We start from the raw sequence: 13,131 nt of genomic DNA, 5'->3' as shown, positions 1-13,131 counted from the left end.
TCCACACCGCTGAAGGGCGGTGAAATGATCGAAATCTGGCCTGGAGACCCCTACCCGCTGGGGGCGACCTACGACGGCGCGGGGACCAATTTCGCGATCTTCTCCGAGGCCGCGGAACGCGTCGAGCTGTGCCTGTTCGACGACGACGACGAGGAGACCCGCGTCGTCCTCACCGAGTGCGAGGGATACGTCTGGCACGGCTACCTGCCGCGCGTCGGTCCCGGGCAGCGGTACGGCTACCGCGTGCACGGCCCCTACGAACCCTCCCGCGGGCTGCGCTGCAACCCCGCCAAGCTCCTGATCGACCCCTACGCCAAGGCGATCGAGGGGGCGGTGCGGTGGGACGAGGCGGTGTACGGCTACCGCTTCGGCCGCCCGGACAGCCGCAACGACGCCGACTCGGGCCCGTTCGTGCCGCGCTCCATCGTGATCAACCCCTTCTTCGGCTGGGGGCACGACCGGCCGCCGGGCACGCCGTACCACGACACCGTGATCTACGAGGCGCACGTCAAGGGCCTGACGATCAACCATCCGAAGATCCCCGAGCGGATCCGGGGCACCTACGCCGCCATCGGGCACCCCGAGATCATCGACCACCTGACGGCGATCGGCGTGACGGCGCTCGAGCTCATGCCGGTCCACCAGTTCGTCAACGACCAGCACCTCCTGGAGCGGGGGCTGAGCAACTACTGGGGCTACAACACCATCGGCTTCTTCGCCCCGCACAACGCCTACTCCTCGAGCGGGCAGCGCGGCGGGCAGGTGCTGGAGTTCAAGGCCATGGTCAAGGCGCTGCACGAGGCGAACATCGAGGTCATCCTCGACGTGGTCTACAACCACACCGCCGAGGGCAACCACCTCGGCCCGACGCTGAGCATGCGCGGCATCGACAACGACCACTACTACCGGCTCGTCGAGAACGACAAGCGCTACTACATGGACACCACCGGCACCGGCAACAGCCTGCTGATGCGCTCGCCCCACGTGCTCCAGATGATCATGGACTCGCTGCGGTACTGGGTGACCGAGATGCACGTGGACGGGTTCCGGTTCGACCTGGCCGCCACGCTCGCCAGGGAGCTGCACGAGGTGGACCGGCTGAGCGCCTTCTTCGACCTCGTCCAGCAGGATCCGGTCCTCTCGCAGGTCAAGCTCATCGCCGAGCCGTGGGACGTGGGACCGGGCGGCTACCAGGTCGGCAACTTCCCGGCCCGGTGGACCGAGTGGAACGGCCTGTACCGCGACACGATCCGCGACCTGTGGCGGGGCGAGCCCGCCTCGCTGCCCGAGTTCGCCTCCCGGCTGACCGGCTCCAGCGACCTCTACCAGGACGACAGCCGCCGTCCGGCCGCCTCGATCAACTTCGTCACCTGCCACGACGGGTTCACCCTCACCGACCTCGTCTCCTACAACGGCAAGCACAACGAGGCCAACGGCGAGGGCAACCGGGACGGCAGCGACGACAACCGCTCCTGGAACTGCGGAGCCGAGGGGCCGGCGACGCTCGCCGTCGAGTCGCTGCGCGAGCAGCAGAAGCGCAACTTCCTGACCACGCTGTTCCTGTCCCAGGGCGTGCCGATGCTCTCGCACGGCGACGAGCTCGGCCGCACGCAGCGGGGCAACAACAACGCCTACTGCCAGGACAACGAGATCAGCTGGGTCGACTGGTCCGACATCAGGGAGAACTGGCTGCTGCTGGAGTTCACCTGCAAGCTCGCCAGGCTCCGCGCCGACCACCCGGTCTTCCGGCGGCGGCGCTTCTTCTACGGCAGGCCGGTGCGCGGTTCGGAGGACAAGCTGGGCGACATCGCCTGGCTCACCCCGCAGGGCAAGCGGATGACCGACTCCGACTGGAACGTGGGCTACGCCAAGTCGCTGGCGGTCTTCCTGAACGGCGACGCCATCACCGAGCCGGACCGGCGGGGACGGCCGATCACCGACGACTCGTTCCTGCTGCTGATCAACGCGCACCACGATGTCATCAAGTTCACGATTCCGAAGGACTACGGCGAGATGTGGCTGACGGAGATCGACACGGCGATGCCGATCACGGTCGACACCCGGCTCTGCCGGGCGGGGGAGAGGGTGCCGGTGGCCGGGCGCTCGATGCGGGTGATGCGCCGTGTCTGACACCGTCCCCGGCACCGCCTTCGGCACCGCGGCGGACCCGGCGACGGGGCACGCGCCGGACCCCGCGCCCGACCTCCCGCCGGTGCCCGCGGGCCGGCCCACGGCCACCTACCGCCTCCAGCTGACCCCCGACTTCGGCTTCGCCGAGGCCGCCGGGCTCGCCCCCTACCTGCGGGAGCTCGGCGTCAGCCACGTCTACCTCTCGCCCGTCCTGCAGGCCGTGCCCGAGTCCCGGCACGGCTACGACGTCACCGACCACTCCCGGGTCCGGGAGGAGTTCGGCGGGGGCGACGGACTGCGGGCGATGGCCGCCGAGCTGGCCCGGCACGGACTGGGGATCGTCCTGGACATCGTGCCCAACCACATGACGGTCCCGGTCCCGGAGTCGGGCAACGCGCAGCTGTGGTCGGTGCTCGCCGAAGGGCCGGCCTCGCCGTACGCGCGGTGGTTCGACATCGACTGGTCGGACGGGAAGGTGAACATGCCGGTGATCGGCGACGACACCGAACCCGTCGCCGACGGCGGCGTGCTCCGCTACCACGACCACGCCTTCCCCCTCCCGGACACGCACTACCGGCTGGTCGACTGGCGCGACGGGCCGGGCTACCGCCGGTTCTTCGACGTGTCCTCGCTGATCGGGGTGCGGGTGGAGGACCCGGAGGTGTTCGACGCCACCCACGCCGTGATCCTCTCGCTGGTCGGGGAGGGCCTCGTCCAGGGCCTCCGGGTGGACCACCCCGACGGGCTGGCCGACCCGCGCGGCTACCTGTCCCGGCTGCGCGCCGCGTCGGGGGTGTGGACGGTCGCGGAGAAGATCCTGGTCGGTGAGGAGCGGCTCCCGGCCGACTGGGACTGCGACGGCACCACCGGCTACGACGTGCTCAACCGGATCACCGGGCTGTTCGTGGAGCCGTCCGCGGCCGGGCCGCTGACCGACCTGTTCGTCCGGGAGACCGGCGCGCCGCGCGACTACGCCGAGGTCGTCTACACGTCCAAGAGATACGTCATGGACCTGTTCTTCGGCGCCGAGCTCGACCGGCTGAGCGCGGTGGCCGGGGCGGGGCGGGAGGTGCTGGCCGAGCTGCTGGCCGCCATGCCCGTCTACCGGGCCTACGCGGTGCCCGGAGAACCCGTGCCCGAGGCCTCGTCCGCGATCGTCGAGGAGGCGGCGGCGGTCGCGGCCGTCCGGCTCCCGGACGGCGCACCGGTCGCGGAGGCGGTGGAGGCGGTGCTGCGCGGCCCGGCCGACGCCGTCGTGCGCTTCCAGCAGATCTGCGGCCCGGTGATGGCCAAGGGGGTGGAGGACACCGCGCTCTACCGGTGGTACCCGCTGTCGTGCCTGAACGAGGTGGGCGGCGAGCCGGACCGGTTCGGCGGGAGCGTGGAGGAGTTCCACGCGTTCTGCCGGGAGATGCCGCCGGGCACGATGACCACGCTCTCCACCCACGACACCAAGCGCTCGGAGGACGTCCGGGCCCGGCTCGCCGTGCTGTCGGAACTGCCCGGCCGGTGGGCGCAGGCGGTCGGGGAGTGGTCGGCCAAGGTCTCCTTCGACCCGCTCCTGGACTACCTGGCCTGGCAGAACCTGATGGCAGCCTGGCCGATCGGGGCCGACCGGTTCTTCGACTACCTGTTCAAGGCGGCCCGCGAGGCCAAGACCTCCATCTCCTGGGCCACCCCCGACCCGGCCTACGAGGAGGGGCTGAGGTCCTTCGTGAACCGGGCGATCGGCGAGTGCGGGCCGTCGATCGCGGAGTTCACCGCCTCGATCGAGCCCTACGCGCGGGCCAACTCGCTGGGCCAGAAGCTCGTCCAGCTCATGATCCCCGGCGTGCCGGACGTCTACTGGGGCAACGAGATCACCGACTTCTCCCTGGTGGACCCGGACAACCGGCGCCCGGTCGACTTCGCGCTCCGCCGCCGCCTGCTCGCCGGCGGGCAGGCCGGTACGGCGGGCGGGCCTGGGAACGGCGCGGGCTCCTCCTGGGACGCGGCCAAGCTGCTCGTCACCAGGCAGGCGCTCAACCTGCGGCGACGGCTCGGCCCCGCGGCGCCGTACATCCCGCTGGAAGCCGACGAGCACGCGGTCGCCTTCGCCCGCGGGGAGCGGGCGGTGGCGGTGGCGACCCGGCTCCCGGTCGGGCTCGAACGGCGCGGCGGCTGGGGGAGCCGCACGCTGACCCTGCCGCACGGGCGCTGGCGGGACCTGCTCTCCGGCGCCGAGCACACCGGGCGCGTCCCCCTGGCCCACCTGCTCTCGCACCACCCGGTCGCGCTTCTGGAGAGGGGATAGCCGATGTTCGAGGTCTGGGCGCCGGAGGCGGCGGCCGTCGAGGTGGAGGCCGGCGGGACCCGGCACCCGATGCGGGCCGGGAAGGGCGGCTGGTGGCGGGCCGAGGTGCCGGGGGCCGGGCACGGCACGGACTACCGGTTCCGGCTGGACGGCGGCGAGCCGCTGCCCGACCCGCGGACCCGGTGGCAGCCGGAGGGGATCTTCGGGCCCAGCCGGGTCTACGAGCACGACCGGTTCGCCTGGAGCGACGGGCTCTGGGCGGGCCGGAGCCTGCCCGGCTCGGTCGTCTACGAGCTGCACATCGGCACCTTCACCCCGGCCGGGACCTTCGAGGCGGCGGTCGAGAAGCTGGACCACCTGGTCGCGCTGGGTGTCGGTTTCGTGGAGATCATGCCGGTGCCGCCGGTGCCCGGCGGGCGCAACTGGGGCTACGACGGGGTCGACCTGTGGGCGGTCACCGACAACTACGGCGGCCCCGACGGGCTCAAGCGCTTCGTGGACGCCTGCCACCGCCAGGGGCTCGGTGTGATCCTCGACGTCGTCTACAACCACCTCGGCCCCTCGGGCAACTTCCTGGCCCCCTTCGGCCCCTACTTCCACTCCTCCGCCTCGTCCTTCTGGGGGCAGGCGGTCAACCTGGACGGCCCCGGCTCCGACGAGGTGCGCCGCTACTTCATCGGCAACGCGCTGCAGTGGCTGCGCGACTACCACGTCGACGGCCTCCGGCTGGACGCCGTGCACGCGCTGCACGACAAGCGCGCCGTGCACTTCCTGGAGGAGCTGGCCGCCGAGGTGGACGCGCTGTCGGCCGCCGTCGGCCGCCCGCTGGCGCTCATCGCCGAGTCCGACCTGAACGACCCCCGGCTGATGACCCCGCGGGAGGCCGGCGGGTACGGCCTGGCCGCCGCCTGGGACGACGACGTGCACCACGCGCTGCACACGGCGGTGACCGGCGAGCGGCACGGCTACTACGACGACTTCGCCGGAGACCCGGCCGCGACCCTGGCCAAGGTGCTGACCTCGGCCTACTACCACGACGGGACCTACTCGGCCTTCCGCCGCCGCGGCCACGGCCGCCCGGCCCGGCACGTCCCCGGCCACCGGTTCGTCGTCTGCGCGCAGAACCACGACCAGATCGGCAACCGCGCCGAGGGCGACCGGATGGACCCCGAGGCGCTCCGGCTGGCCGCCGGACTCCTGCTGACCTCGCCGTTCACGCCCATGCTGTTCATGGGAGAGGAGTGGGGGGCGCGCACGCCGTTCCTGTTCTTCACCGACCACGTCGAACCGGCGCTGCGCGACGGCGAGGCCGACCGGCGGCGGCGCGAGTTCGTCGGCTTCGGCTACGACGACTGGGCGGAGAAGGCGCCCGACCCGGGCGAGGAGATGACGTTCCTGCGCTCCAAGCTCGACTGGAGCGAGCTGGAGGACGACGCCCACCGCGCCCACCTCGACTGGTACCGGGCACTGATCGCGCTGCGCCGCGACAACCCCGACCTGTCGGATCCCCGGCTCGACCGGGTCCGGGTGGAGCACGAGGGGGCGTGGCTGGTCGTCCACCGGGGCGCCTTCCGGGTGGCCGCGAACCTCGGCCGCTCGCCGGTCGCGCTCCGGGTCCAGCCCGCCGAGATCGTCCTCGCCTCCGACCCCGGCGCCCACCTCGACGGCGACGACCTCACCCTGCCCGCCCGCTCCCTGGCCGTGCTCAGACTGGCCGGTTAGCCGGATCGGCCCCGTCACCGGCGGTCACCGTTCTCCGCGGCTCCACTTGTGGTTCTTGGGGTCGAGCGAGTACCGGAAATATTCAGTCGTCGTCTTGACGAAGACGGGGTCTCCGAGAGGTGCGGGCCAGATCTGAAGGTAATGGTCGGCGACGGCATCCTGCGTGCCCTCGGAATCCATGCCTTTGACGTGGTACCGGATGCGGTAGGTCCCGGCCCCAGCGGGGAGAGGAGGAAGGGGGCACAGCCCATCCCCGTAGTGGCTGAACCCGGCGATCGCCACGCGGCCTGACGTCGACACATAGCTGATCTCGACGATGTCCTCATAGGCAGCGAGATCCGCTCCCGGGTCCCGGTCGGCGACCGTCACGGCGAAGTCGGCCGGTCCCCACTGGTGGGTGATGTCGAGGGTGACGAAGCCGTCCTCGACTTTGATGATCCCAGCGGACTGGGCCGGTGTTCCGGCGGATCCGGTGAGGTCTTCATCTGCCAGCCCGGCGACGCCGCAGTCCTCCACTTCGACGGTCAGGCGTACAGTCCGGATCTCATCGGTGCTCATGATCGGGGAGTGTAGGCGCCGCCACCGACGAGATCGCTCGTGAACGGCGTCCGGGACGTCTGGATCGCTCAGACGAACCCGGGAAGCCGGGCGGGAAAACGCTTTGTGTCGAAGAGCGGCGGGATGTCAGGGTGTCCGGCGTGCCATCCCAGTACCAGGTGCGTGCCGACTACGACGCCGAGACGATCGTGATGTACCAGGCCTACCCGGTGGCTGTGGCCGAGGCGGCGCTGCGCGCCGGACGGTTCGTGCCGCCCTTCTCCTTCAACCGGATGACCTGGATCAAGCCCTCGTTCCTCTGGCTCATGCACCGCAGCAACTGGGCGCAGAAGTCCGGGCAGGAACGCGTCCTGGCGGTACGGGTCACCCGCGAAGGATGGCACGAGGCCCTCTGCCGGGCGGTGCTGACGACCGCCGACCCCCGGGCCGTCGACCGGGCCGCGGTCCATGTCCAGTGGGACCCCGAGCGCTCGTTGCGCGGAGCGGCGCTCAACCACTACAGCATCCAGGCCGGCATCGGCCGCGGGCTGATCCGCGCGTTCGCCGAGGAGTGGGTCGTCGGCCTGACCGACATCACCCCGCAGGTCCGGAAGATCGCCGACCTGGTGCGGGCGGGGCAGCCGGCGAAGACCCAGCGGTTGCTGCCCCCGGAACGCCTCTACCCGGTGCCCCGGGAGATCGGGCGACGGCTCCTCATCGACTCCTGACGGTGATGGTGCGGGCACCTCCCGGCCGGTCCCGTCCGCTCCGTCGCCCCCGCGGTGGCCCCACGCGGTCGCCGGCAGGTCCACCGGCAGCAGGCCCCGGCTCAGCCGCAGTAGGTGGATGAAACGCTCGCGCCGTTCATCGCTCGCCCGCTACGCCGCCGCCCTGTGGCTGCAGCTGCGCTGCGACGCGACCGTCCTGGTCGTCTGCCCCGACGCCCGCACCGCCGCCCACTACGCCCGCCCGATCGAGTCGGGCCTGAGCGGCTACCGGCTGCAGGCGTGCGTGCTCGGACCGGCCGACATCCCGGCCATCACCGACCCCCGGCAGGCCGCCGCCCAGCCCGAGCTGGCGGCGTTGGCGGTCATGGTCCACGGCCGTGAGCGCAAGGTCGTCGAGGCGTTCGCCGCGGCGCTGGCGGACCTGCCCGCCGACCACGCTCCGAAGTACTATGAACACGCCTACAGCATGTCCGCGCCCGACGTGCGGCGACTCCTGGAGGAGATCATGACGTCCACCGACTGGCCCGTCTACAGCCCCTTCGCCCGCGAGCACTTCGGCCGCGGCCTGGAAGAGGGCAAGGCTGAGGGCAAGGCCGAGGAAGCGGCCCGGATGGTGCTGCTGGTGCTGACCGCCCGCGGTCTGGAAGTACCGGAGGAGATCCGTGACCGGATCACCGCCTGCACCGACCTGGCCCGGCTGGAGTCCTGGGCGGCCCGTGCGGCGACCGTCCAGAGCGTGCATGATCTGTTCGGTGAGACAGGCGAGCAGGATCGCTGACCGGAACATTGCGGGCATGGCTCCGGCGAGCCGCTGAAGCAGGGCATCTGCTGTGACCGGCAACGGCCCAGGTGAGCCGGTCGGGCACTCTGCGCCCGACCGAAGAGCCTGGGCTCGCTCGGAGAACCGGAAGGCATGAGCGTCGGGGGTCTTACGGCATCCTGGCCACCACGCCGAGCATGCCGGGCTTGCTGAGGTCGTACGCGGCGTCCTCCTCGAACTCCGGGCGCCACGCCTGGACCGGGACGATCCCCGGGTCGAGCACCTCCAGGCCCTCGGTGTAGGCGGCCAGGTGGGCGGGGGTGCGGGGCACGGCGGATCCGGCGGAGGTGGAACGGTAGACATCCGTCGCCTTGGCGTAGGACTCTGCCGTGAGAGTTCCGACATGGCCGTGCGAGATCACCAGGTAGCTGCCGGGGACCATCACCTCGCGGACCGCCGCGACGATGGCCGAGGCGTCGGTGTCGTCCGGGATGAAGTGCAGCATCGCCAGCAGGAGGATTCCCACGGGCCGGTCGAAGTCGATGTTCGCACGGATCTCGGGGTGGTCGAGCAGGGCCTTGGGTTCGCGCATGTCGGCCTGGACGACGGTGGTGTGCGGGTTGTCCGCCAGCAGGGCCCGTCCGTGCGCCAGGACGATCGGGTCGTTGTCGACGTAGACGACCCGCGCGTCGGGGATGGTCCGGTGGGCGACCTGGTGGACGTTCTCCCGGGTGGGCAGGCCGGAGCCGATGTCGAGGAACTGCCGCACGCCCCGGCCGGCGAGCTCGGTGATCGCTCGGGAGAGGAAGTCGCGGTTGGCCCGGGTCAGGGCCCGGGTGTAGGGGGCGAGTTCGATGATCTTCTCGGCGGCTTCGCGGTCGGAGGCGAAGTTGTCCTTGCCGCCCAGGTAGTAGTCGTACATCCGGGCCACGCTGGGGATCGACGGATCGATTCCCGCGGGCGCCTGCTCGTCATCCATGACGCTCTCCCTCGGGCACTGCTTGATCGCTCTGCTGGCGATGCTAGATGACATACGAGGATTTTTTGATCTTTATAAAGGATTTCCAGGACACCTGGGGCTGCTTCCCGGGGGAACTGTGGTTTACGGAGCGGAGACGGGGAACCCTTCCGATTCTCGGGATGGGCCGGATTTAGGGCAGTTCGTACTGCTTTCTGCTCGTCTGGTTGGAGATGAGTGCGGCAGCCGTTCTGATGGCCCTCGACGAGGGTGACCGGAGCACGGACCGTTCCCGTCCCTGCCGGAAGATCTCTCCGATGGACGTGCAACCGGAGGGCGGGGAAGGCCCGAAGGAATGCCCGACAGGCAGAGGCAGGCCTCCGGGAAGGCGGGGAATCGGGCGATGAGGCGATCGTTGAGCGCCGCGGTGTGCGGGCGGGTGGGCGCCTGGGTGGTGGTGGCGGTCTGGCTGCTGGTCGCCGCCGGGGCCGGGATGCTGGGCGGAAAACTGGAGGAGGTCCAGCGCAACGACCCGTCGTCGTTCCTGCCCGCCGGGGCCGAGTCCACGGTGGTGCAGAACGCGCAGCGCGGCTCCGCGGCCGGTGACCGGATCCCGGCGATCGTGGTCTACGAGGGCCGGCCGGTCGCGGAGGCGGCCGCCGACGCGAAGCGGTTCGCCGAGGTGGAGGGCGTCGCCGGCCAGGTGCCGCCGCCGGTCCCGGCCCCCGGCGGCGGGGCCGTGCAGGTGGTCGTGCCGCTCGACGGGAGCGACTACGACGTGCTGACCGCGGCGGTCGAGCGGATCCGCGAGATCACCGGGGACCGGGCGCTGGTGACCGGCCCGGCGGGGCAGAGCGCCGACGCGATCGAGGTCTTCGGGTCGATCGACGCGACCCTCCTGGCGGCGACCTCCGCCGTGGTCGTCCTGGTGCTGCTCATCACCTACCGCAGTCCGCTGCTCTGGCTGATCCCGTTCTTCGCGGCGGGTGTGGCGCTGGTCTGCTCGCGGGCGGGCAACTACCTGCTGGCCGAGTACGCCGGCCTGACCGTGAGCGGGCAGAGCGGCGGCATCCTGCTGGTGCTGGTGTTCGGCATCGCCACCGACTACGCGCTGCTGCTGGTCGCCCGCTACCGCGAGGAACTGGCCGTGCACGAGGACCGGCACGAGGCGATGGCCGTCGCGCTGCGCCGGGCCACCCCGGCGATCGCGGCGAGCGCCGCCACCGTGGTGGCCGGTCTCTGCTGCCTGCTGGTGGCCGACCAGAACGCCACCCGCGGTCTCGGCCCGGTCTGCGCGGTGGGCGTCGTCTGCGCGCTCGCCGCCATGCTGACCCTGCTGCCCGCGCTGCTCGTGGTCTTCCCGCGCGGGGTGTTCTGGCCGAAGATCCCGGTGTACGGCGGCGCGGTGGGAAGCGGCTCCGGCCTGTGGGACCGGATCGGCCGGGCGGTCGCCGTCCGCCCCCGGATCGTCTGGATCGGCACGGCGGCGGTCCTGGGCGCCATGGCGCTGACGCTGCCGCTCACGACCGTCGGCCCGCTGGCCGACGCCGACGCCTACCGGACCGCGCCGGAGTCCGTGCGCGGCGCGGAGATCCTGGACCGGGCCTTCGACACCGGGCAGGAGGGGTCGCTGGTGGTGCTCGCCCCCGCAGGCCAGGCCGACCGGGTCGCCGCGGCGGTGGCCGCCGACCGGGGCGTGGACCGGATCGGGGAGCGGGGCGCGGGAGCCGGCCGGCCGGGCGGCGGGCAGCCGGAGACCGTGGACGGCCGCGTCCTGCTGCGCGGGGCGCTGAAGGACGCGCCGGACAGCCCCGCCGCCTACGAGACGGTCGAGCGGCTGCGGGAGATCCCGGACGCGCTGGTCGGCGGTGCCGCGGCGGTCAACCTGGACGGGAAGCTGGCCTCCGAACGCGACCTGCGGGTGGTCGTCCCGCTGATCCTGGCGGTCGTCTTCGTGATCCTGGTGATCCTGCTCCGCGCGCTGGTCGCGCCGCTGCTGCTGATGGCCACCGTCGTGCTCTCCTTCGCGGCGGCGCTGGGCGTGAGCGGTGTGATCTTCACGGAGGTGTTCGGCTTCGCCGCCGTGGACACCGGGGTACCGCTGCTGGCCTTCGTCTTCCTGGTCGCGGTCGGTGTCGACTACAACATCTTCCTGATCACCAGGATCCAGGAGGAGGCCGTGACCCACGGCACCCGCCGGGCCGCGGTCATCGGGCTCTCCGCGACCGGAGGTGTGATCACCTCGGCGGGCGTGGTGCTCGCGGCGACCTTCGCCGTCCTCGGGGTGCTGCCCCTGGTGGTCCTGGCCGAGCTCGGGTTCATCGTCGCCTTCGGGGTCCTGCTGGACACCTTCGTGGTCCGCTCGGTCCTGCTCACCGCCCTGACTCTGGACGCGGGGCGGTGGATGTGGTGGCCGAACCGGCGGCTCACGCGGGAACGTGGTTGCGGAGACGGAGAGCCTCGGGATACGGAGCGAGGTAGGTCTGCTCCCGCACCCAGTCCGCTCCCTCGCCCCGCGCGTCATGGCGGAGCAGGGCGGCCGGCACGCTGAGCGACACCAGGCCGGCCTGGTAGGAGGCGATGGCCTCCGCCAGGTCGGCCCGCCGGACGGCGTCCAGCGAGTCGCCGATCATGCCGGCGCAGTGCTGGAGCGCGTTGACGTGGCGGCCGATGCTGGGTTTGCTGCTGAGGGCCGTGCGGAACGCGCGGCCGTACCGGTCGGCCAGCTCCCGGCGGTCGAGGACGCCGGCCAGGGCCACCACGCGGCCCGCCTCGGCGTAGGCGACGGGGTCGTGGGAGAGCAGCTGCATCTTGTGGCGGGCGTGGAAGGCGACCAGGTCCCGCGGGCTCCAGCCGCTCGCCAGGAAGGCGCGCAGCCGGGCGTGGGCGAAGATCCGCTCGACGAAGGTCTCGCGCAGCAGCGGGTCGTTCAGCCGCCCCTCGTCCTCCACCGGCAGCAGCGGGTGGGCGTCCATGATCTGGGCCGCGAACAGGCCCCGGTTCTTCCGGTCGACGAGGGCCTGCCCGTCGTAGAGCGGGACGCCGTGGATCCCGCAGCTGGGACTCTTGGCCTTGAAGACGTAGCCGTCCACGTCGAGGCCGCGCGCCCGCTCGGCGGCGAGGGCCGCCATCCTGGCGGTGTGGTCCGCCCGCGTCTTCCGGCCGATCAGGTGGGGGCCGTCGGACGAGCGCTCCAGATGGAGGCTCTCGCGGGGTGCGCCGAGACCGATCTCCACCTCAGGGCAGACCGGAACCCAGTCGACGTAGGGGTCCAGCTCCCCGCTGACGAAGCGGTCGCGGCTGTGCCCGCCGTTGAAGCGCACCAGCTCGCCGATCAGGCAGCCGGAGACCGCGACACAGGGCCTGACCTCGTCGTTCGCATCAGCTTTCATATGACTGTCCATACCGCTCACGTCCTCCTTCATGCGGCGGGGGCCAGGATGCCCGACAGCCGGCGCAGGCCGCGGGCGGTGCGGGCCTTGACGGTGCCGAGGGGGACGCGCAACCGCTCGGCGATCTCCCGCTGGGTCAGCTCGCCGTAGTAGGCCAGCTCGATGGCCTGGCGCTGCGGCGCGGGCAGTTCGGCCAGCGCCCGGCGGATCCGGTCCCGGTCCGCGATGCCCTCGCCGTCGGCGCGGCCGTCCGCGCCGGCCGGGTCGGCCACCGCGTCCAGCGGCACGGTCGGCGGCGTGCGCCCGCGCAGGTGGTCGACCGCCCGGTTGTGCGCGATGCCGAGCAGCCACGCGGGCAGGCTCCTGCCCGCGTCGAAGCGGTGCCGGGAGCGCCAGACCTCGGTGAAGACCACCTGCTGTACGTCCTCGACCTCCTGCGCGGGCACGAAACGGCGCAGGTAGGAGCGGATGAGAGCCGAGTGGGCGCGCAGGCACTCCGCGAGCGCGGCCTCGTCCCCGGCGGCGAGCCGCTCGTTCAGGGTTCCCCCGGCCATGATGACCCCTCGATCAGAAATCTATTCAAAACTTATTCATACCCGTCCATGCTCATG

At 71.7% G+C, this 13,131-nt stretch carries 9 protein-coding genes and 1 pseudogene; 6 read left to right on the top strand and 4 right to left on the bottom strand.

Annotated elements, in window-relative coordinates; genetic code table 11:
- Positions 1–24 precede the first annotated feature (24 nt).
- From glgX to treZ, 3 genes are all read left to right on the top strand, one after another.
- A complete protein-coding gene (glgX, locus tag FHS22_RS23765; RefSeq protein WP_184944979.1) occupies positions 25–2,130 on the top strand; it encodes a glycogen debranching protein GlgX in 2,106 nt (701 codons plus the stop codon).
- Between the two features lie 82 nt (positions 2,131–2,212).
- A complete protein-coding gene (treY, locus tag FHS22_RS23760; protein ID WP_184945074.1) occupies positions 2,213–4,423 on the top strand; it encodes a malto-oligosyltrehalose synthase in 2,211 nt (736 codons plus the stop codon).
- Between the two features lie 3 nt (positions 4,424–4,426).
- Positions 4,427–6,145: a malto-oligosyltrehalose trehalohydrolase gene (gene treZ / locus FHS22_RS23755; RefSeq protein ID WP_184944977.1), complete on the top strand. Its 1,719-nt coding sequence runs from the start codon at positions 4,427–4,429 to the stop codon at positions 6,143–6,145.
- 24 nt (positions 6,146–6,169) lie between these two features.
- Here treZ and FHS22_RS23750 read toward each other — a convergent pair whose 3' ends face one another.
- The gene (locus FHS22_RS23750; protein WP_184944975.1) at positions 6,170–6,703 is read right to left on the bottom strand and encodes a hypothetical protein; all 534 of its coding nucleotides are present in this window, start codon (positions 6,701–6,703) and stop codon (positions 6,170–6,172) included.
- Between the two features lie 140 nt (positions 6,704–6,843).
- On the opposite strand from FHS22_RS23750, the gene FHS22_RS23745 reads away from it, so the two are divergent.
- Positions 6,844–7,410 carry a DUF4291 family protein gene (locus FHS22_RS23745; RefSeq protein ID WP_184944973.1) on the top strand — a complete coding sequence of 189 codons (567 nt, stop codon included), beginning with the start codon at positions 6,844–6,846 and terminating at the stop codon, positions 7,408–7,410.
- Between the two features lie 118 nt (positions 7,411–7,528).
- Entirely contained in the window at positions 7,529–8,188 is a 660-nt protein-coding gene (locus FHS22_RS23740; RefSeq protein WP_184944971.1) for an RpnC/YadD family protein, read from the top strand.
- A gap of 151 nt (positions 8,189–8,339) precedes the next feature.
- Here FHS22_RS23740 and FHS22_RS23735 read toward each other — a convergent pair whose 3' ends face one another.
- Positions 8,340–9,149 carry an SAM-dependent methyltransferase gene (locus tag FHS22_RS23735; RefSeq protein ID WP_184944969.1) on the bottom strand — a complete coding sequence of 270 codons (810 nt, stop codon included), beginning with the start codon at positions 9,147–9,149 and terminating at the stop codon, positions 8,340–8,342.
- A 334-nt stretch (positions 9,150–9,483) separates the two neighbouring features.
- Between FHS22_RS23735 and FHS22_RS23730 the strand changes: the two are divergent.
- Positions 9,484–11,505 (top strand): annotated as a pseudogene (locus tag FHS22_RS23730) (MMPL family transporter); the annotation flags it as partial.
- A 49-nt stretch (positions 11,506–11,554) separates the two neighbouring features.
- On the opposite strand, the gene FHS22_RS38300 reads toward FHS22_RS23730, so the two are convergent.
- Both FHS22_RS38300 and FHS22_RS23720 read right to left on the bottom strand, forming a co-directional pair.
- Complete coding sequence (locus FHS22_RS38300) at positions 11,555–12,520, bottom strand: YbgA family protein (RefSeq protein ID WP_184944968.1); 966 nt, start codon at positions 12,518–12,520, stop codon at positions 11,555–11,557.
- Between the two features lie 29 nt (positions 12,521–12,549).
- Positions 12,550–13,074: an RNA polymerase sigma factor gene (locus FHS22_RS23720; RefSeq protein WP_184944966.1), complete on the bottom strand. Its 525-nt coding sequence runs from the start codon at positions 13,072–13,074 to the stop codon at positions 12,550–12,552.
- Positions 13,075–13,131 lie beyond the last annotated feature (57 nt).

It is taken from the genome of Thiemannella venezuelensis, from assembly GCF_014203605.1.
In the GTDB taxonomy this organism is placed as follows: Bacteria; Actinomycetota; Actinomycetes; order Streptosporangiales; family Streptosporangiaceae; genus Planomonospora_A; species Planomonospora_A venezuelensis.
Note: the sequence above shows the minus strand (reverse complement) of the source record. Positions and strands in the feature narration are given on the sequence as shown.

What these genes read in the sequence shown, in the direction of transcription:
- FHS22_RS23720 (WP_184944966.1), bottom strand. Translation starts at nt 13,074, where the DNA reads ATGGCCGGGGGAACCCTGAACGAGCGGCTCGCCGCCGGGGACGAGGCC.
- glgX (WP_184944979.1), top strand. Translation starts at nt 25, where the DNA reads ATGATCGAAATCTGGCCTGGAGACCCCTACCCGCTGGGGGCGACCTAC.
- FHS22_RS23750 (WP_184944975.1), bottom strand. Translation starts at nt 6,703, where the DNA reads ATGAGCACCGATGAGATCCGGACTGTACGCCTGACCGTCGAAGTGGAG.
- treZ (WP_184944977.1), top strand. Translation starts at nt 4,427, where the DNA reads ATGTTCGAGGTCTGGGCGCCGGAGGCGGCGGCCGTCGAGGTGGAGGCC.
- FHS22_RS23735 (WP_184944969.1), bottom strand. Translation starts at nt 9,149, where the DNA reads ATGGATGACGAGCAGGCGCCCGCGGGAATCGATCCGTCGATCCCCAGC.
- FHS22_RS38300 (WP_184944968.1), bottom strand. Translation starts at nt 12,520, where the DNA reads ATGAAAGCTGATGCGAACGACGAGGTCAGGCCCTGTGTCGCGGTCTCC.
- FHS22_RS23740 (WP_184944971.1), top strand. Translation starts at nt 7,529, where the DNA reads ATGAAACGCTCGCGCCGTTCATCGCTCGCCCGCTACGCCGCCGCCCTG.